A 26,736-nucleotide genomic window follows, 5' to 3' on the forward strand; every position below is an offset into this window, starting at 1 on the left:
CCTCGTCCGGCGTGGCGTTGTCCACGTCTTTGGTGACCGCGAGATCCGCCGACTGATCATCGTTGGTAATGCTACAGGTAGCCACATCGCCAGCCACTAAATCTACAGAGCCGGCATTAAATGCACTATTAGTTACCGTCCCTATATCACAAGACCAGCTACCTTCGGCGTAGTTGGTAACATCGTCTTCAACCAAGCTGTAGCTGCCAGCTGATACATTGAGAGTATTCGAGGTATAGGTTGTAGTATCACCCGCAACAACGCCCGCTCCGAAAGTCAAAGCACCGGCATTAGTGGTGATATTAAAGTCGGCTACAACTGCTGAGCCGCCATCATCATTAATAACATTTTTAACTATGGTTAAGGAGACGTCGTCATCACTGATGTTGACTGTGCCTTGATCCGTTGCGGTTCCTGAGATGCTGACCGCAGGGTTGTCTGTGCTGGTTAAATCAATGACTACAGTTTCAGAGCTTTCCACAATGCTGTCGTCAATAACATTGACATCAACTAGGACTGAATTTTGTCCAGCTAAGATCGTGGCGGTTCCAGTTAGGGCCGTATAGTCGCTTCCAGCAGTCGCAGTGGACGCTGCATTCACGGTGTAGCTAACGACCGTGTCGGTATTAACTACGTCAGTGCTGGTAATGGTGAAACTACCGTTAGTCGAGGGCTCGCTGGCATCAACCGTTGCAGTGATAGTTACTGTGGCGCCGGTTACGGTAATGGTGGCGATACCGCCTGAAGTTTCATCATCGCAGTTTTCGCCGTCATCCAAGTAAGGGTTTGGCGTGTTGAGGTTTTCACAGATCTTATAAGGGTATGTGTAGACACCTGGAGTGGTGCCTGGAGCGACTGTCACTACCCCAGTCGCAGGGTTCATAGTGATGCTGCCGCTGGCTGGTGTGGGCGCCGTGCCAGGGGTTAAGGTGACCTCACCAATAGCGCCGCCAAGAATTAAGTTTGCGGTAGCGTTATTTAAGGTGTCGTTTAGGGTAACTGGGGCAGTAGAGTCGCCACCAGTAGCGCCGCTAATGGTAAACTTAGCTTCATGCACAGTGCCTGTATCTCCGATTGGCAAAGCGTTGATAAAGGCTTCGGCAACAAACACGGTGGCAATTGCGGAGTCACAGTTTGTAGGATTAGCGACTTCACAAATCGTATAAGGATAAGAGTATTGACCCGCTGTCGTCTGGGCTGAGGCGGTAATGGTGCCATCAGGATTCATAGTGATGGTGCCATTAGCAGGAACAGGTGCCGTGCCAGGCGTTAGAGTTACGTCAGCCGGATCTAAAATAGCGCCATTTAAAGTATCATTTTCAAGTACGCTTTGCGCCGGATCATTTATATCTTGATGGAACACACCGCCTTCATAACCATTAATCGGCGCTGGATTATTGGCTTCATCATTAGCAACAATCGCGTTATCGAAAGTAATGTCTGCCGAAGCAGGATCACTTTGCCCCATACCGGTATCTAAAGCGCCGGCGGGCAATTGGTTAGTATAGGTTCCCGCGGTTGGGCTGGTGACATCGACAGTTATAGTACAAGAACCACCAGGAATGGGTGGTTGTCCACTGGGGATAGTTGCGCCTGCGGCTAAAGTTATACTATTAGCACCACTAGTTGCAGTTAAGGTTGCATTACCACAAGTGGTTGTAGCGTTGGCTGGAGTCGCTACCACCACTGGGGCTGGTAAGTTATCAACAAAATCAGCCTGTAAAGTAGCAACAAAAAAATTATTATTGGTTAGAGTTATTGTTAATTGCGAAGCCTCACCAACGGCCAGGGTTGCTGGGGCAAAGGCTTTGGTCGGTTGGGCAATATTAACATTTAAGTCGTTGGTATCGGTGGCACAAGCATTCTCGTCATCGCTCTCTGCGGCAGTACATTCTTCGCCTGCGGCCGGAGTTCCGTCGGCACTGGCGTTATTGCCAGTATTAGGATCAGTAACCCCACTAGGTAAAGCCACAGTAACCTTATTCGTGACCTTAGCCGGATAGTCAGCTGCCCAAGCTCCTGCACTACACAAAGTTATAAGTACCGCGAAAAGTGGCTTTGCAAATCCCAGTTTAAATCTTGTCATAATCTCTCTACTGCCCAATAAAAGAGTTCAATTGCCTTGCGCCATGACTAACAGGCTTATCGTAATTACATTCTTCTTTTGATGATACCTGTTTGTGTGTACTTACCAACAATAGAACAATCCACAAACAGTGACATTCATCACAACACCTTACATTATATTTCAATTGAACTTATTTACCATAGGTGGTTGATACTATTGGAAAAATGTAAAATCGAAAAAATTAATGCAAATTTGCATTAACTTAATAAAAACAAGGAGTTAAGTCAAATTTGTGACATGAGTCACACTGTTAAAAATTTTACAATTGCTAAAGCCAAAAGCTGGAAAGACAAGAATAGCTGGTCAAACCCCAGTTTTGTTGTAAAGAAAAATGACACTTATTGTCAGTTTTACTAGGAAATACTAAAGAAAAGTTAAAAATTGGTCGGAGCGAGAGGATTTGAACCTCCGACCCCTTGCACCCCATGCAAGTGCGCTACCAAGCTGCGCCACGCTCCGACATTTGAAACTCAGGAATGAGTTTGTGATAGGCATTAAAAATGCGGTGCCAATAGTACCGCATCTTTAAACATTTGCAATAGCTGAAGAGGCTTTAAGCGACTAATAATTCCTTTATTTTTTCCAGCTCTTCGATCAGCTCATCAATTTGGGCTTTGGAAGGGCCGCCGGTTTGCTCGTCCGCTTCGCCATCCAATAGACACTGACGAGCGCCGCCAATGGTATAGCCGTGTTCGTATAAAAGCGAGCGGATCTGGCGCACCACCAACACATCGTCGCGCTGGTAGTAGCGGCGATTGCCGCGCCTTACCGGATCAAGCTGCTCAAACTCCTGCTCCCAGTAGCGCAAAACGTGCGGTTTTACCGCGCACAAATCACTCACTTCACCAATGGTAAAGTAACGTTTCGCCGGGATCGGCGGCAGTTCGTTATTATTGGTCGGTTCCAACATAGTGAGTTACTTTTCCTCGCAGTTTTTGTCCGGGCTTGAAAGTCACTACGCGCCGAGCGCTGATCGCTACTTCTTCGCCAGTTTTGGGATTTCGGCCTGGCCGCGAAGCCTTATCGCGCAATTCAAAATTGCCAAAACCCGAAAGTTTTACATTGTAACCATCTTCCAAGGCATCGCGGATCTCTTCGAAAAAGGCTTCCACAATCTCTTTAGATTCGCGCTTATTTAAGCCCAGCTCTTCGTATAAGCGCTCGGCCATATCAGCTTTGGTTAATGCCATAATTTGCTCCTCTCCTTCGTATCAGCATCTGATCACGAGCGCTAGGCTCGTAATGTCGCTGAGAAGCTTTGCGCTAAGCCATTGATAATTTGGTCAATTAACTGACCGATCTCCGCATCTTCCAAAGTTTTATTGGGGTGCTGAATGGTCATGGCCAAAGCAACGCTTTTCTTGCCAGCTTCTAGGTGCTCACCCTTGTATATATCAAAAATCCGCACATCTGTCACCAAGCCTTGGCCATTTTTTACAATAAAATCAAGTAATTCGCCACCTTTTACCCGATCTTCGACCACTAGAGCCAAATCACGACGAATTGATGGGAACTTTGACAAAGGCGCAAATTTTGGCAACTTTCGGCTGGAAATCGCGTCCAAATCCAACTGGAAGACAAAAGTATCCAACTCCAAGTCCAATTCTTGCTGTAGCGCAGGGTGGAGCTTACCGATATAACCAATGGTTTTGTCCGCAACTTTAACTTGTGCCGACTGGCCAGGGTGTAATATATCCATCTGCACTGTGTCGAACTGGAAATTGGTTTTGGTTAAGGACAAGAGAGCTTCTAAATCGCCCTTTAAATCGTAAAAATCGACCTTTTCGGACTCATTATTCCACTGCTCAGGCAAACGAGAGCCGCAAATCAAGCCGGCGATGGTTGGGATCTGCTGTAATGCTTCACCAGAATTATCAAACCTTAAGCCTAATTCAAACAAGCGAACCCGATTTTGCTGACGGTTAGTGTTGAATTTAGCCGCCTGCACCAACCCTGCTAATAAATTGGTGCGCATCACGCCCAATTCACTAGAAATAGGGTTCATCAATGGCAATGGCTCTTGACCAGGCTGCAATTTCTTTTGCAGTTGTGGCTCGACGAACGAATAGGTAATGGCTTCTTGGTAACCACGCGCCACCAGCAGCTCGCGCATCTGGTTTTTCCAAACGCGATCTTCTGGCTGACGGTACATGGTCATTTCGGCGATAGGCTTGCGCATGGGCAAGTTGTTGTAGCCATAAACCCGCACGAGCTCTTCAATCAACGACTCTTCGTTATCAATATCAAAGCGGAAAGACGGAACCACCAGATCCCAACCTTCATGGTTCGCAGTAAGCTGCAAACCAAGACGAGTTAGAATATCTTCAACTTGCGCATCATCAAAGGCAAAACCCACTAAGCGCTCGATACGTTTACGGCGCAAAACCAAATGGCGCTTGCTTGGCAAATGCTCTTTATTAACGGCCTCGATAATCTCGCCCGCTTCGCCGCCAACAATCTCAAGCATTAATTCTGTCGCCCGTTCCATAGCGGTACGTTGTAATTCAAAATCCACCCCGCGTTCATACCGGTGCGAAGCGTCGGTGTGCAAACCGTATTGACGAGCACGACCAGCAATCGTCACCTGATCAAAATAAGCGGACTCTAAAAAAACGTCTTGTGTATTGGCATTAATTCCTGAAAATTCGCCGCCCATGACTCCTGCAATAGCCAATGGTTTTTTATGATCGGCAATCATCAAGGTGTTATCGGAAAGCTCTACTTCTTGGCCGTCCAGCAGTGTTAACTTTTCGCCTTGCTTGGCCATGCGCACATCAATTCCGCCGTCGATATTATGCAAATCAAAAGCGTGCATAGGGTGTCCCAATTCCAGCAACACATAGTTGGTAATATCCACGACCGGATCGATCGAACGAACACCTGATCGTTCAATTTTTCTAACCATCCAATCTGGAGTTTTAACTTGCGGATTAATGCCTTTAATCACACGACCTAAATACCGCGGGCAAGCTTGCGGCGCTGACAGTTCAATCGGTAAAACATCTGAAATAGTAGCCTTAATCGCGCTCGGAGAAATCTCATTCACTTCTGTTTGAGTTAAGACGCCAACTTCTCGCGCAATACCTCGAATACCTAAACAGTCGCCACGATTCGGCGTTAAATCCACTTCAATTTCGGTATCGTTAAGCTGCATAAACTCAACAAAATCTTGCCCTAGTGGCGCATCAGCTGCTAACTCCATAATGCCATCGTGATCATCGCCTAAATTGAGCTCTTGGGTTGAACACAACATGCCGTAAGATTCTACGCCACGAAGTTTTGCTTTCTTAATTTTAAAATCGCCTGGCAATACCGCGCCAATCATGGCAACCGCAACTTTAATGCCTTGGCGAGCATTTGGCGCACCACAAATAATTTGCAAATCCTGCTCAGATTTGTCGCCAACATTGACGGTGCAAACTTGCAGTTTATCGGCATCAGGATGCTGCTTTGCGGCAAGAATTTCACCAACAACAATGCCGCTAAAGTTGTCACCCAAATAATCAAAGGCATCAACTTCCAAACCGGCCATGGTTAACTTCTCTACCAATTCTTCCGTAGAAATATTTGGATTAACCCACTCTCTCAACCAATTTTCACTAAATTTCATAGCTTATTTCCAATCATAAATTTGGTTATTGCTTCATCATTTTTTGCACATATTAATAGCATTATGTGCGACGAAAACGTGAGGCAAAATCGTTTCAGAAGCGGAGCTTACCTTGTGGTAAGTGAGCAAGCTGAAAATGGTTTTAACAATACAGTTTCTAGCTAAATAACTATTAATTGAACTGACGCAAAAAATTAATATCATTTTCAAAGAAAAGACGTAAATCATTCACCCCATAACGCAACATGGTTAAACGCTCAACGCCCATACCAAAGGCAAATCCGGTGTATTTTTCGCTATCAATTCCCACCGCTTTTAATACGTTTGGATGGACCATGCCGCAACCTAACACCTCTAACCAACCCGTTTTAGAACAAACACGACAACCTTCGCCACCACAGCTGACACACTCTACATCAACTTCTGCAGACGGCTCAGTAAAAGGGAAATAAGAAGGACGGAAACGGGTCTTAACGTCTTTTTCAAAGAATTGCTTTAAAAATTCGTCCAAAATACCTTTTAAGTCGATAAAAGTCGTACTTTCATCAACAAGTAAGCCCTCTACTTGATGGAACATTGGAGTGTGCGTTAAATCAGAATCGCAGCGGTAAACGCGGCCTGGCGCGATAATTCGTAAGGGCGGTTTTTGCTCTTCCATCACCCGAATTTGCACTGGCGAGGTATGAGTTCTTAACAGTCTTTCCGAATCAATATAAAAAGTATCGTGCATGGCACGCGCAGGATGATGATCGGGAATGTTTAGCGCCGTAAAGTTATGGAAGTCATCTTCAATTTCAGGCCCTTCGGAAACCTCAAAACCCATTTGTGAAAAGTAGTTTTCAATTCGCTGCATGGTGCGATTAACAGGGTGGATACCGCCACGCGCCACATTGCGCCCAGCTAGGGTCACATCAATCGTTTCACTGGCCAATTTAGCTGCAATCTGCGCATCTTTGAGTGCTTTTTGCTTGGCTTCAATAATTTTAAACACCGCTTGCTTAGCCTGATTCACCTTAGCGCCAAACTGAGGCTTTTCTTCTGGCGGCAGCTTTGCCATCTGCTGCATTTGCGAGGTAATTAAGCCTTTTTTACCGACAAATCGCGCTTTAACCTGATCGAGCTCAGGTAACTTTTCGATTGCCCCAATTTCTTGTTCCGCTTGCGCAATAATTGCTTCTAAGCTTGTCTCTTGATCAGCCATGGTAGTTCTCAATAGGTTTATAAAACAGTAATTTCTGGTATCAACTAGTATCGAATAAAAAAAAGGAAGGACATCACTGCCCTTCCTTTTTTAAGAACCTAAATTTCAGTATTAAAAATCTAAAACTAAATTAGGATTAAGCTTCTAGGGCAGATTTTGCTTGTTCTGCAAAAGCAGCAAAGGCCACTTTATCAAACACTGCCAACTCAGCTAGCATCTTACGGTCAACTTCAATGTTTGATTTTTTCAAACCATTGATGAACTTGCTATACGACAAGCCGTTTACACGCGCTTCAGCGTTGATACGTGCAATCCACAAAGCGCGGAATTGACGTTTGCGCTGACGACGATCACGGTAGGCATATTGACCAGCTTTGATTACCGCTTGCTTAGCTACACGATAGACGCGCGAACGAGCACCGTAATAACCTTTAGCTTGCTTTAATACTTTTTTGTGACGAGCGTGTGCTGTCACACCACGTTTAACTCTTGGCATCTCTTAAACCCTCACTATTAACCGTTAGGAAGCATACGATCGATTTGCTTTGTATCCGCGGCATCAACTAGCTTGCCGTGGCGCAAATGACGCTTACGCTTAGTGGATTTCTTGGTCAAGATATGACGCAAGTGCGATTGTTTGTGTTTGTAACGGCCTGAAGCTGTTTTTTTGAAACGCTTCGAAGCACCGCTATCGGTTTTCATTTTTGGCATAGTAAAATACTCGCATTAGTTACCCGCTATGGCCATTGCTCGAACCCTCTTTCTACAAGAACGAACTCAATCGTTAGAAGCCATAACTAGTTACAAAAACGGATGTTCCGGCTACAACACCTTTCCATCCAACCTAAATCAAGAAAAAATAATTAAAAACTCTTTTTAGCGTCACGAGCGACTTGATTAGTAGGCAAATGACGTGAAAAATCGCGATTTTACAAGTGTAAATGAGCTATTTTTCGCGCCATTTAACGCCCTAATCAAGAGCGCAGTAGCTAAAAAGTTATTTTTTCTTTTTGGGACCAATCATCATCGTCATCTGACGACCTTCCATTGAAGGACGACTCTCAACAGTACCGTATTCTTCCAAGTCTTTTTCGACCCGCTTCAAAAGCTCCATTCCGAGCTCTTGATGCGCCATCTCACGACCGCGGAAGCGAACTGTGATCTTCGCCTTGTCCCCATCTTCTAGGAAACGTATCAGGTTGCGTAGTTTTACCTGATAATCCCCTACATCCGTCCCTGGGCGAAACTTAATTTCTTTAACGTGGGTTACTTTTTGTTTCTTTTTAGCAGCAGCCTTGGCTTTTTTCTGCTCAAAAAGATACTTACCGAAATCCATAACTTTACAGACTGGCGGTTGGGCTTCGGGTGATATTTCAACCAAATCCAATTTTGAATCTTGCGCCGATTTTAAAGCTTCATCTAAGGAAACAATACCTACGTTTTCACCTTCGGCATTAATCAAACGCACTTCCCGTGCTGTAATCGCGTCATTTATGCGCTGCCTGTTTTTAAAACCGCCGCGCTTGTCGTTATGTCTAATGGTAGTTACCCTCTGTTATTTAATACTTAGCCTTTCTTATGTCTGCTGTTTGCGCCCTTTTAGGGCAATTGCTTTCTCTAGCAGCTCAGCAAAGGCCTCTATGCTCATGCTGCCTAGGTCTTCACCCTCTCGAGTGCGCACCGCAACATGGCCATTCTCGACTTCTCGATCACCCACGACCAAGAGATATGGCACACGTGCCAAAGTCTGACCGCGAATTTTAAAGCCGATCTTCTCATTTCTCAAGTCTAAATTGACTCTAAATCCTTTATTTTTCAATGTTTCGGCTGTTTTTTGGCAAAATTCGGCCTGATTGTCGGTAATATTCATAATTACCGCCTGAGTCGGGGCTAACCAAGCAGGGAATTTACCCGCATATTCTTCAATCAAAATACCGATAAAACGCTCTAATGAACCCAAAATGGCACGGTGCAACATCACAGGCACAGCTTTTTCACCATTTTCCGCTACATATTCAGCGCCTAGTCGGCCTGGCATCGAAAAATCCACCTGCATGGTGCCACATTGCCAATGACGACCAAGACAATCTTTTAGGGTAAATTCGATTTTAGGGCCATAAAAAGCACCTTCACCAGGCAAATATTCAAATTCAATATTACTGGCTTTTAAGGATTCCGCTAAAGCAGCTTCCGCTTTGTCCCAAACTTCGTCGGAGCCTACTCGCTGCTCAGGACGAGTTGACAGCTTAACGATGACGTCGGTAAAACCAAAATCCGCATAAACGTCATACAGTAACTCGATAAATTTCGAGACTTCAGCTTGCACCTGATCTTCGGTACAGAAAATATGGGCATCATCCTGCACGAAATTCCTAAGGCGCATAATCCCATGCAAAGCACCGGAAGGCTCATTGCGGTGACAAGAACCAAATTCCGCCATCCGCAATGGCAAATCTCGATAGGACTTGAGCCCTACATTAAAGATCTGCACGTGGCACGGGCAGTTCATCGGCTTAATCGCATAGTCACGACTGTCCGACTCAAGGGTAAACATGTCATCGCCAAATTTATCCCAGTGGCCGGATTTTTCCCAAAGGGTTCTATCGACAATTTGCGGTGTTCTGACTTCTTGATAATCGTGCTCTTTGAGTCGATCGCGAATGTACTGTTCAAGATTTTTGTAGATACTCCAACCCTTGTCATGCCAGAAGATCATGCCTGGCGCTTCTTCTTGGATATGGAAGAGATCTTGCGCTTTACCAATTTTACGGTGATCGCGTTTTTCCGCTTCTTCTAAGCGATGCAAGTAGTCTTTTAAGTCTTGTTTGTTAGTCCAAGCAGTGCCATAAATCCTTGATAACATGGCATTATTAGAATCACCACGCCAATAAGCTCCCGCCACTTTCATCAGCTTAAAAGCTTTGAGCTTAGCGGTCGAAGGTACGTGCGGACCGCGACATAAATCAATAAAATCGCCTTGCTTGTACAAAGAAAGTTCTTCGCCAGCAGGAATATCTTGGATAATCTCGGCCTTGTATTCTTCGCCCATATTGCGAAAGAAAGCCACCGCTTCATCGCGTCCCATCAGAGTACGCTCAACCTTGATGTTTTCTTTGACGATCTTAGCCATTTCCTTTTCGATCGCTTTTAGATCTTCTTCGGTAAAGGGCTTATCGGTAGCAAAGTCATAGTAAAAACCATCTTCGATTACCGGCCCGATGGTCACCTGAACGCCTTTGTGCAAACGCTGAACTGCCTGCGCTAGTAAGTGTGCGGTTGAATGACGAATAACTTCCAGTCCCTCTTCGTCACGGTCAGTAATAATGGCAAGACTCGAATCTTTATCCATCACGAAGCTGGTGTCCACCATGTCGCCATCGACCTTACCCGCTAAGGCGGCTTTGGCTAAACCGGGGCTAATATTATGGGCAACATCGTATACCGACACGGCATCGTCAAACTCACGTTTGCTACCATCAGGTAAAGTAATGACTGGCATTTTATGTTCTCTCTGTTCTCAATAGCCCTTACCAACGGGCTACATAAAGTTTTGGTAATGATTGCCAAAGGTGCTGACTAAGAATGTCGCCCCTTCTTGAGCAATAGATAGGCCAATTCTAAAGGATCTAGCGCTAGACTCAAGAGTTAATTATCACAACTAGCTAACTGAGCTTACAAAAGCAGCTACGGTCTCGATTTAAACTGGCAATAAGCTGAGTTTTTTGTAACACTTTGATTGTCGATAACCAATGGAGCATGGTCATGAAAATTTCTACCCTTATTATTACTACAATTGTTTTACTGGCTTCGGGAAAGGTGAGCAACGACCCGCTGGCGGAAAAATTTGATGCCTATTGCAAGAAAGTGACGGTCTGTGCCTTAGAAGTAGTTAAAGATCGCGATATTCCCAATGAGTACCGGAAGCTCTTAATGGACGGCATTAAAAACAAATGTGAAGCCGTTAGATTGAGATTTCAGCCTTACGCCCAAGATCCCAATCTGGTCAAAGGCGCAGAAGCTTGCGTCGACAGCTTAAACGCACTGAATTGTGAGCAATTGATGCACATGACCGAAGACACTAAGGAATGCGAAGACGTCAGCCAATTGGTCGAAGGTCCAAAATAATCGGCTGCTTTATCAGACTTAACTAAAAGCGTAAATCCTTAAAACTGATACGAACTTCTTCGTCGGCCATGCGCTTGCTACGGTCGATAAACAGTTGGCTCGGATAACCAAATTGTGGATCGTATTTGACCTCAATCTGCTCGGCTTTATCTAGCGCCTTTTCGATCATAGCAAACACCTGACTCACGGTTTTCGTTGACTGCGCTACTTGCTCCCCAACAGCTTCGGACTTGCTATCCATAACCGTCGTTACCTTACCGTCAGCAATCGTGAGTTTTAGCGGTTGAACAAATTCTCGCGGACAAAAACAACTGCGCTGAAAGTTAACGGAGTAATTTTGTAGAGCATGAGCCTGCCATTTTTGCTGATTGGCAAAAAACGCCTGCCGTGTGGCAGTTCGATCATCGACAAATTTAACACCTGACGCTATGCCTTCAGCTCGACTTTCTTGCTCAGAAGCCTCTTGCGAAACGTTGCTAGCATCAGTTTGTTGCTCTTTCGACGACTGCTCTGTATCGCTTTTAGAGGCTTGGCAGCCACTAAAGCCTACAAAGCTAAAAATTACTAAGCTCAGTGCTAGGCATAACGAGTTATAGCCTATCGTTTTGTTACTACTCAAAATAACGACTCCCTCAATTCTACGGTTTGCGGTAACTAGCGGTTTTAGCAATGCCAAAAATCGACATTAAGACTAGCATTAGCAAAGGAATAGCTCCGCCACCACCGCCACCAGAATCGTCTCCTGTGGCTGGCGGAGGAGTCACAGGCGCCGCTAAACTAATATCCACTTGGTTAGAGGCGGCCGCTTCACCGCCATTATTGTAGGCAATAACTTGGTAACTGTAATCGTTGCCAGCACTGACATTGCTATCGGTATAACTGGTTTGATTGGCGGCTAAGTCGGCTACTTGGCTAAAAGCGCCACCATTGTCACTGCGCTGAACCAAGAAACCGCTCTCATTATCAGAATTATCTTGCCAATTTAGAGCTACATTTGAGCCGCTTTCACTGGCGGTTAAATTACTGACCGCAGCCGGTATGCTTATTTGCGTGACATTAAATTGAGATTGTAAGCTGTTGTTGGATAAGTCAATATCCACTAAATCAGCAGGAGCAAGCACTTCTTGTTCCAGTTCAAAGCCGTTAGTTAAAGGCGTTACATTCAGTTGAAGACTAAAATTGTTTGCGGGATTGTTAACCTGACAGGCGTAAGACTCCGTCGAAGCAGCAATAGAACAAGCAACACCTGCAGCTACTACCGAGTTCAAACGTCCACTATTGCTAGGAATTGAACCATTAACACTCACTTGATTGAGACTAGCGCTGGAAGACACTTGGCTAGCCACACTGAAATTTAAATCGCTGGATTCATCAATAATAAGTTCGCTAGGATTAGCGTTATCCGCACTTAACGATAATTCAACCGGATAATCAAAGCAGGCATTAGGAGTGGTAAGCGAATTAACCGCAGCGTTCATGTCATCCTTTGAACAACTCGAAAATTCCGTGGCAGTACCATTAGAAGTAGCCGCCATAATAAAGCCAGAGCTGGCGCAACTATTACCGTCACCATCATGCTCAGCACCGAAGTTATGGCCGATCTCATGCGCGGCAATTAATGAGGTCGAAGCAAGGTTAGGATTACCATTGCTCGGTAACAACATGGTAGTGCCGGAACTAAAACCACCGCCATTACAAAGAACATCAAGATAAGCCACTCCCGCAGTATTACCATCAAAGTCACGCCCCGTTATAAAATGAAACAAACTTCGATTATTTTTAATAAAGCCGAGCTGCCCCGCGCCCTTTTTACTACGAATATCCGACAGTAAATCTCCTGCATCGGTAGTCGTATCAAAAACCGTAGTTTGTAAGAACTCAACCGTAATCGCATTAAAACGAATATTGAAATCGTTTTCGTAAAAGCCTTCGATCATGTTGATGAGAGCCGTAGTTTGCGCAGCTAGCTGATCATTGGCAAATCGGTTTTGATAGAGTTGATCAAAGGCGAATTCAATTTCCGCAAAAGAGCAAACTCCATTTAGCGGATCATTACAAACCATCTTCTGATTTTTTTGATAATCAATATTACTCGGTTCTGATCTAACTTCTGTTCTCAATTCTGAGTTAATCTCTGTCGCTGCCAGCACTTGAGTCAAGGCGTCTTTTGCAGATGCGATTTCATGAGTTGCGCATTGGTAAGCCACAATAGTTTGATTGACTGGAACCAACTTCAAGCGAACCGTATCAGCTTTGCCTGACACCACCTTTTCCACTTGATAGAGTTGATGATCAATAGATGCAATACCCAACCAGTCTTCACCAATATGGGATAGCCGGACCCAATCAGCCGAGTTTTGCTTAAAATGAGCTTTATAGTGACTCCAGTCGCCAGCTTTAGCCAAAATAGTTTTATTTAATTTAGAGCGCAGCGCCTGGTTTTGCTCCAGAGTCAAGTCGAGGGTTGCGTGTTCAGTTTGTAGCTGTATTGCTTGTGAAAATACTGGACTTGAAACCAAAGCTAGCGCAAAAAAGTTTATAATTATTAGTAAGCGAACATCCATATTGTCAGAGTATGCAGGAAAATGAGCGCTCAATATAGCGAAAATAGCAATTTAAATCATGCAGATCTGACCACAGAGTTCACATCTGTTGGCAAAAAAACTGGGACATAACTAGCAATTTAACGACTTTTTTGCAAAACTGGAGTGAGGATGGATTACCACAAAAACTGGAGTTTTCAATGAAAAAAGCGGTTCTCATGACAATTGCCCTCGGCTGTTCAATGGCTGGCGGATCTGCGCAAAGCTTTGATTTAGATAAGAAATTACTCGATTATTGCGAGAAAGCTAAAGCCTGCACGCTCAAACAAATCGAAACTGAGCAAATTCCTGAACAGTATCGCGATATGGTGATGGCGAATATGAACACCATGTGCGCCGGTGTTAAAGAGCAATTTACACCCTACCTTAAGCAAGAACCGGCAATGCTGGAAAGCGCAGAGCAATGCATCGACAGTTTAAATAAAATGAGCTGTGATGAATTGATGAGCGCTGAAAGGGAAACTAAAGAGTGCAAAACTTTTAACAAAATGCTCGAAGAGAAAGAGCAGCAACCTTAACTTTTGGCAGCTTAACTTTCAGTAACTTAACTGGACGCTAGAAACAGACGGATAATAAAGCCTAGGATCCCCAATGCCAATACTCCAGCTAACCAAAGCCCTACAAACCATAGGGCTTTATGCCAACGATTATGTTTTTCCTTAACCACTAATGGTACGCCTCATTTGGTTTGACCTTGCCGCGGAACACCCAATAAGCGTAGCTGGTATAAGCGATAATGATAGGCAACAAAAAGGCTGAACCCGCTAACAAAAACTTTAAGCTATTTTCTGGCGCAGCGGCCTGCCAAATGCTGATCGAAGGCGGTATTAAATAGGGGAAAAAACTCGCGCATAAACCCACATAACTTAAAATGAATAAACCAATGGAAATTAAAAAGGGGCTGAGCTCTTTTCCTCGAAATATATCGCGAACTAGCCATGCTCCCAAGGTCAGTACTAACAATGGAATCACCATTAATCCGTAAATGGCCGGAGCATTAAACCAGCGCTCAAGGTACTGCTGCTCTATCAGCAACATCCATAAGCTGATCACGCCAATGGCAGCAAGAGTAGCAAAAGCCGCTACACGAGCAATGGCTCTGGCTTGTTGTTGCAAGCGTTCGGTGGTTTTCAAATTCAACCAGGTCGCGCCCAACAAAACGTAACCAACCACCAAGGCAATTCCAGTGGTAATACTAAATGGGGTTAGCCAATCCCACCAACCACCAGTATAAACACGATTTTCGACTGAGATACCCTGCACTAAAGCGCCTAGGGCAATACCTTGGCATAAGGCAGCGATTAGCGAGCCTAAGAAAAACCCACGATCCCATAGGGACTGTAATTTCGTAGCACGCCAGTGAAACTCGAATGCGACACCACGAAAAATCAAACCAATCAGCATCAAGATAATCGGCATATACAGAGCGGGCAGAATTACGGAATAGGCCAATGGAAACACGGCAAATAAACCACCACCACCCAGTACTAACCAGGTTTCATTACCATCCCAAATGGGCGCAATGGTATTCATTGCCGTTTCACGATCCGTTTTGTCTTTGATCAAGGGGAAAAGAATCCCAATGCCTAAATCAAAGCCATCTAAGATGATGTAAGCCAGTACCGCAAAAGCAATCAAACCCGCCCAAATAAGTGCATAATCAATCATCTGTTTGCTCCTTGCTTAAGCTGTTTTGTTGGTTCGGCTTTACCGCCGCTGAAGGTTTTTTATGCGAACGCTGGTAACTGCTATCCATGCGGTTGGATAAGGACACTTTAGCAGTGCTCTTGGGTTCATCAGTAACCGTGTCTTTTGGCGTCACCTTCATCAGCCGTAAGGTGTAAAAAATTCCCGTACCAAACACCAATAAATAAGCCAACACAAAGATTGCCAACGAGGCGGCTACTGCCGGCGCATCCAATGGCGAGGCGGAATCATACGTACGTAGCAGGCCATATACCGTGTAAGGTTGGCGCCCTACTTCCGTCACAGTCCAACCCGCAATAGTCGCGATCACACCCGCTGGCGCAAAAGCCACAGCAACCCTCTTCAGCCCACGGCCCTGATAGAGTTTTTTGCGTAGCCGTGAATACAGCGCCCAGAAGCCTATTGCGATCATTCCAAAACCAATTCCAACCATAATTCTAAATGCCCAAAAGACTATCGGGACATTGGGCCAATCCTCTTTTGGAAATTGATCCAAACCAATCAACTCGCCATCGGGATCATGAGTCAAAATCAAACTTGCTCCGTGTGGAATTTTAATCGCGTAATCGACTTGTTGCGTATCGCTGTTAGGAAAACCAAAAAGGTACAGCGGAGCACCTTTTTGGGTATGGTAATTTGCTTCCATAGCAGCAACCTTTGCTGGCTGATGTTCTAGAGTGTTTAGGCCGTGTAGATCCCCGACAAAAGCTTGTAGTGGCGCAACCAACAAGGCCATCCACATTGCCATTGAAAACATTAAGCGAGCGCCGGCGTTACCGCTATCCTTAAGCAGGTGCCAAGCTGCGACACCGCCAACCAAAAAAGCGGTACTCAAAAAAGCGGCTATAACCATGTGCGCTAAACGGTAGGGAAACGAAGGATTAAAAATCACCTCGAACCAATCCTTGACGATAAATTGTCCGGCCTCATTGATGGCATAACCTACTGGCGTTTGCATCCAGCTATTAACACTTAAAATCCAAAAAGCTGACATCAAAGTTCCAACAGCAACCATCAAGGTCGCAAAGAAATGTAACTTCTTTCCCACCTTATTCATGCCAAATAACATCACGCCCAAAAAGCCCGCTTCAAGGAAAAACGCGGACAAGACCTCATAGCCCATCAATGGCCCTAACACCGGCCCAGTTTTATCTGAAAAAACACTCCAGTTAGTTCCAAACTGGTAGCTCATCACGATCCCAGAGACGACGCCCATACCAAAAATAATGGAGAAAATTTTCAACCAATACTTATAAGTTGCAAGATAAACGGATTTGTTAGTTTTTAGCCAAAGCGCTTCAAGCACCGTGAGATAGGCTGCTAGACCAATGGATAGACCGGGGAAAATAATGTGGAAGGCTATCGTAAAAGCAAACTGAATACGCGCCAGCAGAACAGCATCAAGAAACTCCATCTAGCGACTCCTAACTTTAGGGTTTAGAAAACTTGATTAAGATCTGTTAGTTATACTACTCCTCTGACCAATTTTGGCAATGGATATTTAATAAAGTAAAGCTTAACAAAGGATTACTATTTTTTATGCAAAACAACCTCAAAATCCCTTCTGATTAATACCGCATAACTATTTTTCGATCAGGGTAAAAAGCTTTACTAAGAAGCTACCCAATTCACAAATTTAGTAGCCGCTTTTTGCTAGCATGAAACTATCGAGTAAGAACCTACAAAGACAACAAAATAATGTCAGAAATACTGTTGAGGTAGATATGGCTGCAGCAAACATCAATCAACACGGCTTGCATGGACTCGAGGTCACTATGCACGCCCAGCAAGGCAAAGGACACATCTTAGCTGAACTTATGGTTTTGGCCTCCAAGCGAGTCAAACAACTTACGGGCTGTCGGCTCTACTTGGTACAACAATCTTCTGAAAATACCGATCTAATTTTCGTCAGCGAGGTTTGGGATAATCAAGAGTCCCACCAAGTCTCCTTAACCGATGAAAGGATTGGTGAAATTATTTCACAGGCTCGCCCTTTAATTGTTAATATGGAGTTTACTCCTACTATTCCCGTTTCAGAATAACCAACTTAAGGAATCTTAATGTCCATTACTGCCAGTTGCTTATGCCAAAAGTCGCAACTCCAAGTCGAAACCCTTGCCAAAGAATTTCATGCATGTGATTGCAATATCTGCCGCAAATGGTCAGGGGGACCTTTTATGTCTATGGGTTGCGGTACAAAAGTAAAGCTCACCAAAAAAGACTCTATTCGTATCTATGATTCCTCAGAATGGGCTGAGCGGGCTTTTTGTGGCAACTGCGGAACCCAACTCTTCTACCGTTTAAAGCAAAATCAGGAATACTATATCCCAGTGGATTTATTTGATAAGCCGGTTTCGCCGAGTTTTACCACGCAATATTTTGTGGATCAAAAACCTTCAACCTATGCCTTTGCTGATTCAACCCATAATATGACCAGCGAACAGTTTTATGCACTTTTCGCAAAAGAAGAGTAAGCTTGGTGAAAAAATATAATCGTTGCGGGACGCAGAAAGATAAAACTAACAAAATCCCGCTTTTGTTTTTGATCTATTGAGAACTAGGCTTTAGCTTTAATAAAAATAGATACTGTAAAGATTGCGCGGGCTTAGCCAATTTTTATACCGTTTTAACTCGCGTAGGTCTGGTGTTATTATTATTCTTTTCATTAATTGTAGGCTTATCTAGATGAATAAAAATATTGCTGTAATATTATCCGGCTGCGGTTTTCAAGATGGTGCTGAGATTCAAGAGTCGGTGATGACCTTATTAGCACTCGATCAACAAGCCGCTAGTTATCAATGCTTCGCCCCTGATGTGGAACAATTTAAAGTGCAAAACCACTTAACCGGCGTGCAGGTTTCCGAAAGTCGCAACGTCTTGGTAGAGTCAGCGCGAATTGCACGTGGCGAGATTAAAGCCATGTCAGAGTTTAAGGTGGATGATTTTGATGCTTTGGTGATGCCGGGCGGTTTTGGCGCAGCGTTAAATCTTTCTAGCTTTGCGGTCGATGGTCCAGCTTGTAGCATCAATCCCGAAGTGGAAACTGCCGTTCGAGCTACTTTTGAGGCACAAAAGCCGATTGGCGCCTTATGTATTGCGCCAGTTATTTTGGCCAAGTTGATTCCAAGTGTGAATCTAACCATTGGCGACGATGCCGGAGTTGCCGAGGCGCTAGAATCGCTTGGTGCAAAGCACTCCAACACCAGTCACGGCGAAGTGGTAGTCGATCCCCTTAATAAAGTGGTAACCACACCTTGCTATATGCTTGATGCCAAGGTTTCGGATATTTATAAAGGCGCTGATGCTTTGGTAAGAGAAGTGTTAACTTTAGCCTAACTGCTTAACGGGCTAAGCCACATTCTCGCCAACAACTGCCAGGGATGGCATGAGCGGCGAGCCAAGAAGTGTAGCTTTGTCTGTCTAAGCTTTTGAAAATCGTCCTTGCAAATCGTTTTTTTAAATAATCCTGTCAAAAAGTGCTGCCAAACTGTCACCTTAAATAATCTAAAAATTCTTTAGCATTCAAATAACCGCGCAGTCCAATAAGATACAAAACGAGTAACAAGGATCCTAGGCATTTTAAGAAGCCCGCCAAAGTGAACAAGTCCGCCAGCGAAGCAACCAAGAACAAAGCCACCAATAACGCCAAAATATAGAGAATGGCTCTTAGCATATTCCACAGTTTTCGCCCTTTATACATGATCACCAGCTGGCATAAAAATAGCCCCCCGATAATGGCCGCACTTAAATAGGCCATAAAATATTCGCTTTGCCAATTCATGTACACTTGAAACGCTAAAATTAGCAAGCCAATCATAAGTATGGAGTTAATGGTTAAGACGATTTTGGCACTTTTGGGCATTGTTCTTCTCAGCTTACGATTATGAGATTAGTTCGCTTCGCTCTTAATGACGAGCGTTATTGATTATGTCTATCTTCAAGTAGTTCGATTTTATAACCATCCGGATCTTCCACAAACGCCAACACCGTAGTGCCATGCTTCATGGGCCCCGGCTCACGCGTTACTTTACCACCAGCGGCGCGAATTTTATCACAGGCTTTATAAACATCATCCACCGCAATTGCCAAATGCCCAAAACCCTCACCCAGATTATATGCTTGGGTATCCCAATTATGAGTTAGCTCTAAAACGGTCGCATCTTTTTCTTCGCCATAGCCGACAAAAGCTAGAGTAAAGCGGCCTGATTCGTAATCATGTTTACGAATCAGCTGCATCCCCAAAACGTCGGTATAAAATGCAATCGAACGTTCTAAATCGCCCACTCGGAGCATGGTATGTAATAAACGCATAAATACAGTTCCTAAAATAAAAAGCCCGTCAAAGACGGGCTTAATATACCAAGTTAAAGGCTTAATTATAAGCTAATAACTTGAGTTTGTTTGTTGGCACGATTTTGTTGGAACATCCAAACCATATCACCATTATTAGCCGAAGTTTTGTTAATGGTAATTTTCTCACCACTTTCGATGGTGAAAGCATTGTTATCCACTGTAACTTCATTCGCTAAATCAATCGCTCCTGTTTGTACTGTCGAAATACCAGTAAAAAAGTTTTGAAGTGTCAATTGATAATTAAAGGTGGTATCACCAACTGGCATAAAACCTATCCCCGGGAAATCAGGACCAAGCCCATCAACATCTCTTACAAAAGCACCAATAGCAACGGTGTCATTGTAGTCGTAATCGGCTTGGCCTAAAACCCAGCCAGCAGGGAAGATTTTACGCTCGACAATGCCATCCCAGAAGGCTTGGCCACCGATAAAGCCCAAATCTTCCATGATCACAATGCTTTCATAAATACCATCTTCATCGGCATCCACATCAAGACGCACACGATAAGGCCCTAAAGTGGTCCATGGCTGAGTAGTGCTGACCGCAAATTCTACCGCATCGGTGCCGAAAAGCTGATTACTTCTCCAACCGAAAGACAAAATTGCAGGCTCATCCAATTCCGGATCAACAACACTCGTTCCAGCTAGGGTAAAGCCTTCAACATAACCATCGCTAGCGCCTTTGTTTTTAAAGACGATATCGCCATTGCCTTTTTGACGAACTTTGATGTCCGAAGCTGGATCGGGCACTGCCATATAGCCAACACGCAAGGTTTCATCGCTAAACAAATCTTGCAACTCGAACCAGCCATCCACTTCCGACTGACTGTTGTTAACGCTATCAAATGGAGCTTCATTCGGATTCATTTTAAGCTTCACTTTAATTTTGCGCTTAGATTTGCCCGGAACAAAAACGAACGGCTGCGAAATGTTCACCATCACCCCATCCATAATTTGATTGGGCTCATGATTGATCCAATAGAATTTCGGATAGTAGGACAAGTTTTTAATGGTCAAAGTACGCTTAACTTGCTTACTTTTGTTGGCTTCGATACGACCAAAAGAAATACCGCCAGGTTTAGCAACTGCGCTTAACTGCGCCGCCACATCAGCTTGCACACGCCCCACCCCTTGTAGTGACAATGGGTAAGGTTGGCTCGCGCCACCAGCACCATCTTGATAGGTGGGTGTTGTCGAGTTTTGAATCATCGCCTTAATATCTGCTGATGGTAAATCAGGCCATTTTTGGAGTAACAAAGCAGCCAAGCCCGCAACGTGCGGTGCGGCCATCGAAGTACCACTTTTGGTATTCGGCTCAGTTCCAGTACCAGAACCAGCAGAAACGATGGATTGACCTGGTGCTGCCACATCCGGTTTAAAGGTGTTAGCATCGCCAGGGCCACGCGAAGTAAAGCCGGATAAGGTATCGTCAACACTTGGATCGGTTGGCACTTGAATGGTTGAATCGGCCAGTACAGAAACCGCCGTTGCACCTTCCAAAGCCGCTCGAATATTGTCACCATTATCAAAGCTAATCATCACCCCAGAAATATTTCTATCTCCACTGATCCCGCCCATAACTATAGGCTGAATTCTATCGGCTGCAGTGCCGTCGTTGTAAACCACTAAACCTGTAGCGCCAGCGGCTTCTGCATTGGCATATTTAGCATCGAAGCTACAACCACCGCGAATGATTAAAGCAACCTTGCCATCAAGATCGGTAGGGTTATTTAGAGCGGTACAACCGTTCGCTGGGTCGGCCACCGCCAAATCGCCACTAATCGAATAACCATCACGGAATAAGTTGGCATGGGCGCCTTCTAAGGCTAAAAAAGTACCATCAGCATTAGCATCGTCAGAACTGAAAGTAGCCCCCTGAACAAAGCCACCAGCAACCGAGCTGGCTACCGAAATCGCGCCTTTTGCTACCGCTGGGCCACCATGAATATAAGGCACATTGCCATCGTTGCCCGCCGAAATAACCACAACCGAACCTTCCGCTGCCGCTACATCAGCCGCCATAGCACTGGTTGATTTTAAGGAGCCAAAATTAGAGCCAAGGCTTAAATTCAAAACGTCAGCTCGATCAGATAGATCGCCGTCTTGGTTTGGATCCAATCCCCATAAAATCCCGAGATGGGATACGGTGGTTGAACCGCCATTATCGGCAAACACCTTAATACCATAAAGCTCAGCACCTGGCGCAACGCCAGCGCCAACAGAACCAGGAACGCCATTACCACCAGCGGTACCAGCTACGTGGGTACCGTGTCCATTGATACCGCCTTGGCGCGGATCATCATCTTGAACAAAGCTGCCACTGTTGGCACCCGCAAAATCAATTCCGCCAATGACCTTAGCGGTAGGGAAACTGCCCGCTTCGACCACATTTGGATCGTCATCAGCAAAATCACTGGCGACTCCCGCACCGCCAAAATTCGCATGATAATAATCAATACCGCTGTCAATAACACCAATGGTCACCGGATCCGAACCATAATTTAAAGCGTTATCGCCATTGCCAATCAGACCCCACGCAGTTGGCGCTCCAATCCAAGGAACACTGTTATCATGGTTTAGCGCCTCCTCAACGATATAGGTTACGCTTTTCACGCCTGCCATTTTTTTGATACGAGCAATATCGTCCGTACGAACTTTCCAAGCCGCACCCTTACGGTTAGACAGGGCTTTGAGTTGATGGCCGTGCAAGCCGCTGAGCATACTCTTGACTTGCTGACCTTGAGCACCGACGGAGCTAGCCGCAGATTTTTGAACCAGATTATTGGGGCTCGCCCCTTGTTCGTATTCAATAAACACATCCACTAACGCTTCTTTTTCAAATAGTTGGCTTTGTGTTTTTTGAACATTGAGTTGAGGTTTGGGCTTAACCTGACTGGCAGAGCTGGTGTTGGTCGTTGCGATTGCTAAGGAAGCAGCAATAACAACGGACTTGAGTTTGAAATGATGCATCTAGTACGACTCCTTGATATTCCTTGTTGACTATATTTTCCGACACAGAAAGAACTTTTTACACTGATGTGAGAAGGAGTTCTAGCAAGTGAGGCTTTGAATGTGAACCGTGACGCAGGTGTCAATTTTACTGACAATAGATAAATGGAGCCAAAAGCACTTGAAAAGCATTTTTAATCTGCGCGAATGACCAGTATAATCCCTGCAATTTACAGCTTTAGAATAAGCTTATTGACGGCATTTCTATGACTTCTTCTACAAACAGCATCACCATTACCCAACCCGATGATTGGCACATCCACCTACGCTCTGGCGCCGCCCTGCAACACACGGTTTTAGATGCCGCGCGTCAATTTTCTCGCGCGATTGTGATGCCAAACTTAGTTCCCCCAGTTACTACCGTGGAAATGGCCGAAGATTACTACAAATCCATCAAGCGCTACACGCCTTCGGAGATTTCTTTAGAGCCACTGATGGTCCTGTATCTCACGGACAACACCAGCGTTAAAGATATTGAGCAAGCAGTAGCATCGGATAAGGTCTATGCTTGTAAACTCTACCCAGCAGGGGCGACAACCAACTCCGACTCAGGGTTAACCGACATTGAAAATGCTTACCCCGTATTTGAAAAAATGGCGGAGCTGGGTTTGCCGTTATTAGTGCATGGCGAAGTAACGGATGCCGAAATTGATATATTTGATCGAGAAGCCGTCTTTATTGATACCATTTTAAAGCCATTGTTGGAAAAATTTCCGAATCTGAAATTGGTTTTGGAGCATATTACCACCAAGCAGGCGGTAGAATTTGTGCAAAGCCAAGGCGACAATGTGGCAGCAACCATTACCGCTCATCATTTGCTGCATAACCGCAATGATATGCTAGTCGGCGGTATTAGACCGCACCTCTATTGCTTACCCATCTTGAAACGCATGGAACACCAACAGGCGCTGGTCGCAGCAGCGACTTCCGGTAGCAAGAAATTCTTTTTAGGTACCGATAGTGCCCCCCATTCACAGGATAAAAAAGAAACCTCCTGTGGTTGCGCTGGTGCTTATACCGCCTATGCGGCCATAGAATTGTACACCGAAGCTTTTGAAAAAGCCGATGCACTGGATAAACTTGAAGCCTTTGCCAGCTTTAATGGCCCTGATTTTTACGGCCTACCCAGAAACGAAGGCACTATCACGCTGGTGAAAAAGCAATGGAAAATGCCAAAACAACTGTGTCTTGGTAACAAAACCTTGATCCCGTTTCGAGCGAATGAAAACATCGAGTGGAAACTCAAGAAATAATAACAACTTTTAACAAACGACTTTTAATAAACCATTTACTACAGTCTAAGGATTTTTAGTGGCAGCTTTTGAAATGAAAGATCGCTTTCGTGGCTTCTTCCCCGTGATCGTTGATGTGGAAACAGGCGGTTTTGAGCCGCGCACCGATGCGCTGTTGGAAATCGCAGCCGTCACCACCCGCTTCGATAAACAAGGTCGATTAGAGGTTGCTAACTCCCATCATTTCCACGTCGAACCCTTTGCAGGCGCCAATATCGAACAAAAGGCTTTAGATTTTACTGGGATTGATGTTAAAAACCCCTTACGCGGCGCAGTTGATGAAAAATGGGCACTGCAAGAGATCTTTAAAAAGTTGCGCATCGAACAAAAGGCTTCCGGTTGCAATCGCTGCGTACTGGTAGGCCATAATGCTTGGTTTGATTTAAGCTTCGTAAACGCCGCAGTCGAGCGCACCAACATCAAGCGCAATCCTTTTCACCCTTTCACCAGCTTTGATACTGCCTCATTATCAGCCTTGGTGTTGGGCCATACGGTACTGGCTCAAGCTTGTGAGCTGGCGCATATCCCTTTTAGCCAGAAAGATGCCCATTCGGCACTTTACGATGCCAAGAAAACTGCGGAATTGTTTTGTTATTTGGTCAATAACACCAAAAAGCTATAGCCTCCGCCAAAACTGGCTTAAAAGCTAGACTTAACGCCTGTCGCATCCATCTGCTGCGCCGCATATTCCAGTATCAAGCGCTGTACCATTTGTTTTAGCGTGTGTTTATTGGCCTGGCTCAATTCTTGATAACTGATGACACCAGTGCTAAACAAGCGCCGTAAGGCCTGCCCTGACCAATTGGCAACTACTTTACCGGTTTCATTTTCCACCACCGATAATTCAGGGCTTGGCTTATCAAGCCATGCGTTAATGGTAAAGACCATAGCCGCTCCTTAATAAATTTTCTGTATTTTCAAATTAACCTCAAAACTCAAATGAGAATAATTCTCATTTGGATAAATTGCAAGCATTTTCGAGGTACCACTAGCAAATTTTTTGAAATAGATGAAATTCTAGCAAGGAGTGATTATGCTTAAACAAAAATTCTATACGGAGTTACTGATGAAGCTAACCAAAATACCGCTTTTGCTCATCCTTACCTTTTCCTTGGGGTTATTTAGTTTGATGCTAACGGCCGAATCGCAACCACAACCGCCCCTTGCCGACCCTAATAGCGACCAAGCTATGCCAATCGCAATCGTTATTCACGGCGGCGCTGGCACTATTACAAAAGAAAACATGACGCCCGAATTGGAGCAGCAATACAAAGCGGCGCTGAAACAAGCCTTGGTGGCCGGCTACCACGTTCTAATCAATCAAGGTTCAAGTCAAGAGGCGGTTAAAACGGCCATCGTTATGTTAGAAGACTCACCACTTTTTAACGCTGGTAAGGGCGCGGTTTTTACCCACGATGAAAAGAACTCCTTGGACGCTTCGATTATGGTGGGTAGCGACTTATCCGCCGGCGCAGTTGCGGGGGTTGAAAATATTAAGAACCCCATTTTACTAGCCGACAAGATCCGTACTGACTCGGTACACGTGATGATGTCGGGCAAAGGCGCTGAAGAATTTGCCGCGAGCCATAAGATCGAGCAAGTGGATCCAAAATACTTTTATACCGAACGGCGCTGGAAGTCGTTGCAACAAGCAAAGGCCAAAGATGCAAGCCAAGCTTTAGTGCCTACCGACGAGGCTAATAACTTCAAATTCGGTACTGTTGGTGCGGTGGCGCTGGATGCCAATGGCATCATCAGTGCTGGCACGTCCACAGGTGGCATGACCAATAAACGCTATGGTCGCATTGGTGATTCGCCAATTATCGGCGCAGGCACCTATGCCAATCAAGAGTGTGGTGTTTCCGCGACTGGCCACGGCGAATACTTTATACGCGCCGCAGTAACTCATGATATTTGTGCCTTAATGCAGTACCAAGGTTTAACCATCAATAAAGCCGCCGATCGAGTGATTCAGCAAAAACTCAAAGCCATGGGTGGCGATGGCGGCGTGGTCGGTTTGGACAAGGCTGGTAATATCATGATGAGTTTCAATACCGCAGGCATGTACCGCGCCAGTATAGACACCCAAGGCCAAGTAACCATTAAAATTTACCAACAGCAGAATCCAGCCGATAGCGGATCTGCCGAAAACCAACAGGAATAATTATGAACAATAGCTACTTAATAGCGGTTTTTGTAAGCTTTACATTGCTTGGCGCTTGCTCCGATCAAAAAGCCGCTTCCGATAAATCCAATCATGCAACCGAGTCGGTTGCCGGACAGCAAACCACAGAAACGTTAGATGAAGCCTCCAAGAAAGCACCAAAAGATACCGCCAGCAATGGATCAAAAGTAATGAGCAAGCCGCAAAACTCAACAAAAACTAAAGTCAACGCGACTGAATCCGCTAACAAACTCGCTGGTAATAAAGTTATCGGACTCTATCAATATATGGCCGACGCAGCCATTTTTACCGATTGTGCCACCGGCAAGCGTTATCCAGTCGCATCAGAAGCGGATGGTTTACAACTCGAACGAACCTATTTATCGCTGGTGGAGCAAGTCGGACAAAAAATCATGGTGGAACTCCATGCCGAATTCGCCATGCGCCCAGCAATGGAAGGCGATGATGAGGAACACTTGATCCCGTTAAGATTGATTAAATTTGTACATAAAGATAGCTGTGACTAAAAAATAGTTATGGCTAGA

The 26,736-nt window shown here is 45.0% G+C and carries 27 protein-coding genes and 1 tRNA gene; 9 read left to right on the forward strand and 19 right to left on the reverse strand.

Translation table 11 applies throughout. From position 1 onward, the window contains the following. The 10 genes from NFS34_RS00005 to thrS form a co-directional block, all read right to left on the reverse strand. On the reverse strand, positions 1–2,086 hold a 2,086-nt coding region (locus tag NFS34_RS00005; RefSeq protein ID WP_251357783.1), incomplete at its 3' end, for a Calx-beta domain-containing protein. 424 nt (positions 2,087–2,510) lie between these two features. Further along, a tRNA-Pro gene (locus NFS34_RS00010) sits at positions 2,511–2,587 on the reverse strand. A gap of 94 nt (positions 2,588–2,681) precedes the next feature. Further along, the gene (locus tag NFS34_RS00015) at positions 2,682–3,038 is read right to left on the reverse strand and encodes a MerR family transcriptional regulator (protein WP_251357784.1); all 357 of its coding nucleotides are present in this window, start codon (positions 3,036–3,038) and stop codon (positions 2,682–2,684) included. Further along, positions 3,019–3,318 carry an integration host factor subunit alpha gene (locus NFS34_RS00020; protein WP_376707926.1) on the reverse strand — a complete coding sequence of 100 codons (300 nt, stop codon included), beginning with the start codon at positions 3,316–3,318 and terminating at the stop codon, positions 3,019–3,021. The genes NFS34_RS00015 and NFS34_RS00020 overlap by 20 nt, the downstream gene beginning before the upstream one ends. A gap of 41 nt (positions 3,319–3,359) precedes the next feature. Then, positions 3,360–5,738 (reverse strand): phenylalanine--tRNA ligase subunit beta, encoded by a 2,379-nt coding sequence (pheT, locus tag NFS34_RS00025; RefSeq protein ID WP_251357785.1) that lies wholly within the window; start codon positions 5,736–5,738, stop codon positions 3,360–3,362. A gap of 172 nt (positions 5,739–5,910) precedes the next feature. Continuing rightward, positions 5,911–6,939 carry a phenylalanine--tRNA ligase subunit alpha gene (gene pheS, locus NFS34_RS00030; protein ID WP_251357786.1) on the reverse strand — a complete coding sequence of 343 codons (1,029 nt, stop codon included), beginning with the start codon at positions 6,937–6,939 and terminating at the stop codon, positions 5,911–5,913. Between the two features lie 136 nt (positions 6,940–7,075). Then, positions 7,076–7,435, reverse strand: coding sequence for a 50S ribosomal protein L20 (gene rplT / locus NFS34_RS00035; protein ID WP_251357787.1), 360 nt, complete (start codon positions 7,433–7,435; stop codon positions 7,076–7,078). Positions 7,436–7,452: 17 nt separating this feature from the next. Then, on the reverse strand, positions 7,453–7,650 hold the full coding sequence (gene rpmI, locus NFS34_RS00040) for a 50S ribosomal protein L35 (RefSeq protein ID WP_251357788.1): 198 nt from the start codon (positions 7,648–7,650) through the stop codon (positions 7,453–7,455). Between the two features lie 286 nt (positions 7,651–7,936). Then, positions 7,937–8,479 carry a translation initiation factor IF-3 gene (gene infC, locus NFS34_RS00045; protein ID WP_285834467.1) on the reverse strand — a complete coding sequence of 181 codons (543 nt, stop codon included), beginning with the start codon at positions 8,477–8,479 and terminating at the stop codon, positions 7,937–7,939. 36 nt (positions 8,480–8,515) lie between these two features. After that, the gene (gene thrS, locus NFS34_RS00050) at positions 8,516–10,438 is read right to left on the reverse strand and encodes a threonine--tRNA ligase (RefSeq protein ID WP_251357790.1); all 1,923 of its coding nucleotides are present in this window, start codon (positions 10,436–10,438) and stop codon (positions 8,516–8,518) included. 263 nt (positions 10,439–10,701) lie between these two features. Here thrS and NFS34_RS00055 point away from each other — a divergent pair, with 263 nt between their 5' ends. Further along, a complete protein-coding gene (locus tag NFS34_RS00055; RefSeq protein WP_251357791.1) occupies positions 10,702–11,064 on the forward strand; it encodes a hypothetical protein in 363 nt (120 codons plus the stop codon). A gap of 22 nt (positions 11,065–11,086) precedes the next feature. Here the strand turns inward: NFS34_RS00055 and NFS34_RS00060 are convergent, their stop codons facing one another. Beyond that, the gene (locus NFS34_RS00060; RefSeq protein WP_251357792.1) at positions 11,087–11,683 is read right to left on the reverse strand and encodes a DUF6174 domain-containing protein; all 597 of its coding nucleotides are present in this window, start codon (positions 11,681–11,683) and stop codon (positions 11,087–11,089) included. 19 nt (positions 11,684–11,702) lie between these two features. Next, entirely contained in the window at positions 11,703–13,628 is a 1,926-nt protein-coding gene (locus NFS34_RS00065; protein ID WP_251357793.1) for a M12 family metallo-peptidase, read from the reverse strand. A gap of 179 nt (positions 13,629–13,807) precedes the next feature. On the opposite strand from NFS34_RS00065, the gene NFS34_RS00070 reads away from it, so the two are divergent. Beyond that, complete coding sequence (locus tag NFS34_RS00070; protein ID WP_251357794.1) at positions 13,808–14,185, forward strand: hypothetical protein; 378 nt, start codon at positions 13,808–13,810, stop codon at positions 14,183–14,185. A gap of 26 nt (positions 14,186–14,211) precedes the next feature. Here NFS34_RS00070 and NFS34_RS11610 read toward each other — a convergent pair whose 3' ends face one another. From NFS34_RS11610 to NFS34_RS00080, 3 genes are read right to left on the reverse strand one after another with little or no spacing between them, the layout of a single operon-like run. After that, complete coding sequence (locus NFS34_RS11610) at positions 14,212–14,334, reverse strand: DUF2474 family protein (RefSeq protein WP_376707927.1); 123 nt, start codon at positions 14,332–14,334, stop codon at positions 14,212–14,214. Then, the gene (gene cydB / locus NFS34_RS00075) at positions 14,334–15,335 is read right to left on the reverse strand and encodes a cytochrome d ubiquinol oxidase subunit II (protein WP_251357795.1); all 1,002 of its coding nucleotides are present in this window, start codon (positions 15,333–15,335) and stop codon (positions 14,334–14,336) included. The genes NFS34_RS11610 and cydB overlap by 1 nt, the downstream gene beginning before the upstream one ends. Further along, positions 15,328–16,788 (reverse strand): cytochrome ubiquinol oxidase subunit I, encoded by a 1,461-nt coding sequence (locus NFS34_RS00080; protein WP_251357796.1) that lies wholly within the window; start codon positions 16,786–16,788, stop codon positions 15,328–15,330. The genes cydB and NFS34_RS00080 overlap by 8 nt, the downstream gene beginning before the upstream one ends. Before the next feature lie 244 nt (positions 16,789–17,032). On the opposite strand from NFS34_RS00080, the gene NFS34_RS00085 reads away from it, so the two are divergent. From NFS34_RS00085 to elbB, 3 genes are all read left to right on the forward strand, one after another. Beyond that, positions 17,033–17,416, forward strand: a complete 384-nt coding sequence (locus NFS34_RS00085) for a putative quinol monooxygenase (RefSeq protein ID WP_251357797.1) — start codon at positions 17,033–17,035, stop codon at positions 17,414–17,416. A gap of 18 nt (positions 17,417–17,434) precedes the next feature. After that, positions 17,435–17,848: a GFA family protein gene (locus NFS34_RS00090; protein ID WP_251357798.1), complete on the forward strand. Its 414-nt coding sequence runs from the start codon at positions 17,435–17,437 to the stop codon at positions 17,846–17,848. 211 nt (positions 17,849–18,059) lie between these two features. Continuing rightward, positions 18,060–18,710, forward strand: a complete 651-nt coding sequence (gene elbB / locus NFS34_RS00095; RefSeq protein WP_251357799.1) for an isoprenoid biosynthesis glyoxalase ElbB — start codon at positions 18,060–18,062, stop codon at positions 18,708–18,710. 154 nt (positions 18,711–18,864) lie between these two features. Here elbB and NFS34_RS00100 read toward each other — a convergent pair whose 3' ends face one another. The 3 genes from NFS34_RS00100 to NFS34_RS00110 all read right to left on the reverse strand — a co-directional run bounded on the left by NFS34_RS00100 (position 18,865) and on the right by NFS34_RS00110 (position 22,696). Further along, positions 18,865–19,236 (reverse strand): hypothetical protein, encoded by a 372-nt coding sequence (locus NFS34_RS00100; protein ID WP_251357800.1) that lies wholly within the window; start codon positions 19,234–19,236, stop codon positions 18,865–18,867. Between the two features lie 56 nt (positions 19,237–19,292). Continuing rightward, positions 19,293–19,685 (reverse strand): lactoylglutathione lyase, encoded by a 393-nt coding sequence (gene gloA, locus NFS34_RS00105; protein WP_251357801.1) that lies wholly within the window; start codon positions 19,683–19,685, stop codon positions 19,293–19,295. 65 nt (positions 19,686–19,750) lie between these two features. Next, entirely contained in the window at positions 19,751–22,696 is a 2,946-nt protein-coding gene (locus NFS34_RS00110; protein WP_251357802.1) for a S8 family serine peptidase, read from the reverse strand. 245 nt (positions 22,697–22,941) lie between these two features. On the opposite strand from NFS34_RS00110, the gene pyrC reads away from it, so the two are divergent. Then, positions 22,942–23,988, forward strand: coding sequence for a dihydroorotase (pyrC, locus tag NFS34_RS00115; protein ID WP_251357803.1), 1,047 nt, complete (start codon positions 22,942–22,944; stop codon positions 23,986–23,988). Positions 23,989–24,061: 73 nt separating this feature from the next. Further along, the gene (rnt, locus tag NFS34_RS00120) at positions 24,062–24,649 is read left to right on the forward strand and encodes a ribonuclease T (RefSeq protein ID WP_376707943.1); all 588 of its coding nucleotides are present in this window, start codon (positions 24,062–24,064) and stop codon (positions 24,647–24,649) included. A 17-nt stretch (positions 24,650–24,666) separates the two neighbouring features. Here rnt and NFS34_RS00125 read toward each other — a convergent pair whose 3' ends face one another. After that, entirely contained in the window at positions 24,667–24,915 is a 249-nt protein-coding gene (locus tag NFS34_RS00125; protein WP_251357805.1) for a hypothetical protein, read from the reverse strand. A gap of 145 nt (positions 24,916–25,060) precedes the next feature. Between NFS34_RS00125 and NFS34_RS00130 the strand changes: the two genes are divergently transcribed. Both NFS34_RS00130 and NFS34_RS00135 read left to right on the forward strand, forming a co-directional pair. Next, positions 25,061–26,191, forward strand: a complete 1,131-nt coding sequence (locus NFS34_RS00130) for an isoaspartyl peptidase/L-asparaginase family protein (RefSeq protein ID WP_251357806.1) — start codon at positions 25,061–25,063, stop codon at positions 26,189–26,191. Between the two features lie 2 nt (positions 26,192–26,193). Further along, positions 26,194–26,718, forward strand: coding sequence for a hypothetical protein (locus NFS34_RS00135; RefSeq protein WP_251357807.1), 525 nt, complete (start codon positions 26,194–26,196; stop codon positions 26,716–26,718). The last annotated feature ends 18 nt before the right edge of the window (positions 26,719–26,736 follow it).

The sequence above is a fragment of the Kangiella sp. TOML190 genome (genome assembly GCF_023706045.1).
Taxonomy (GTDB): Bacteria; Pseudomonadota; Gammaproteobacteria; order Enterobacterales; family Kangiellaceae; genus Kangiella.

What these genes read in the sequence shown, in the direction of transcription:
- NFS34_RS00090 (WP_251357798.1), top strand. Translation starts at nt 17,435, where the DNA reads ATGTCCATTACTGCCAGTTGCTTATGCCAAAAGTCGCAACTCCAAGTC.
- NFS34_RS00110 (WP_251357802.1), bottom strand. Translation starts at nt 22,696, where the DNA reads ATGCATCATTTCAAACTCAAGTCCGTTGTTATTGCTGCTTCCTTAGCA.
- NFS34_RS00130 (WP_251357806.1), top strand. Translation starts at nt 25,061, where the DNA reads ATGCTTAAACAAAAATTCTATACGGAGTTACTGATGAAGCTAACCAAA.
- NFS34_RS00080 (WP_251357796.1), bottom strand. Translation starts at nt 16,788, where the DNA reads ATGGAGTTTCTTGATGCTGTTCTGCTGGCGCGTATTCAGTTTGCTTTT.
- cydB (WP_251357795.1), bottom strand. Translation starts at nt 15,335, where the DNA reads ATGATTGATTATGCACTTATTTGGGCGGGTTTGATTGCTTTTGCGGTA.
- rpmI (WP_251357788.1), bottom strand. Translation starts at nt 7,650, where the DNA reads ATGCCAAAAATGAAAACCGATAGCGGTGCTTCGAAGCGTTTCAAAAAA.
- pheS (WP_251357786.1), bottom strand. Translation starts at nt 6,939, where the DNA reads ATGGCTGATCAAGAGACAAGCTTAGAAGCAATTATTGCGCAAGCGGAA.
- NFS34_RS00070 (WP_251357794.1), top strand. Translation starts at nt 13,808, where the DNA reads ATGAAAAAAGCGGTTCTCATGACAATTGCCCTCGGCTGTTCAATGGCT.
- NFS34_RS00085 (WP_251357797.1), top strand. Translation starts at nt 17,033, where the DNA reads ATGAAACTATCGAGTAAGAACCTACAAAGACAACAAAATAATGTCAGA.
- NFS34_RS00020 (WP_376707926.1), bottom strand. Translation starts at nt 3,318, where the DNA reads ATGGCATTAACCAAAGCTGATATGGCCGAGCGCTTATACGAAGAGCTG.
- pheT (WP_251357785.1), bottom strand. Translation starts at nt 5,738, where the DNA reads ATGAAATTTAGTGAAAATTGGTTGAGAGAGTGGGTTAATCCAAATATT.
- thrS (WP_251357790.1), bottom strand. Translation starts at nt 10,438, where the DNA reads ATGCCAGTCATTACTTTACCTGATGGTAGCAAACGTGAGTTTGACGAT.
- elbB (WP_251357799.1), top strand. Translation starts at nt 18,060, where the DNA reads ATGAATAAAAATATTGCTGTAATATTATCCGGCTGCGGTTTTCAAGAT.
- pyrC (WP_251357803.1), top strand. Translation starts at nt 22,942, where the DNA reads ATGACTTCTTCTACAAACAGCATCACCATTACCCAACCCGATGATTGG.
- NFS34_RS00055 (WP_251357791.1), top strand. Translation starts at nt 10,702, where the DNA reads ATGAAAATTTCTACCCTTATTATTACTACAATTGTTTTACTGGCTTCG.
- rnt (WP_376707943.1), top strand. Translation starts at nt 24,062, where the DNA reads ATGAAAGATCGCTTTCGTGGCTTCTTCCCCGTGATCGTTGATGTGGAA.
- NFS34_RS00125 (WP_251357805.1), bottom strand. Translation starts at nt 24,915, where the DNA reads ATGGTCTTTACCATTAACGCATGGCTTGATAAGCCAAGCCCTGAATTA.
- NFS34_RS00015 (WP_251357784.1), bottom strand. Translation starts at nt 3,038, where the DNA reads ATGTTGGAACCGACCAATAATAACGAACTGCCGCCGATCCCGGCGAAA.
- NFS34_RS00100 (WP_251357800.1), bottom strand. Translation starts at nt 19,236, where the DNA reads ATGCCCAAAAGTGCCAAAATCGTCTTAACCATTAACTCCATACTTATG.
- NFS34_RS00065 (WP_251357793.1), bottom strand. Translation starts at nt 13,628, where the DNA reads ATGGATGTTCGCTTACTAATAATTATAAACTTTTTTGCGCTAGCTTTG.
- rplT (WP_251357787.1), bottom strand. Translation starts at nt 7,435, where the DNA reads ATGCCAAGAGTTAAACGTGGTGTGACAGCACACGCTCGTCACAAAAAA.
- NFS34_RS00135 (WP_251357807.1), top strand. Translation starts at nt 26,194, where the DNA reads ATGAACAATAGCTACTTAATAGCGGTTTTTGTAAGCTTTACATTGCTT.
- gloA (WP_251357801.1), bottom strand. Translation starts at nt 19,685, where the DNA reads ATGCGTTTATTACATACCATGCTCCGAGTGGGCGATTTAGAACGTTCG.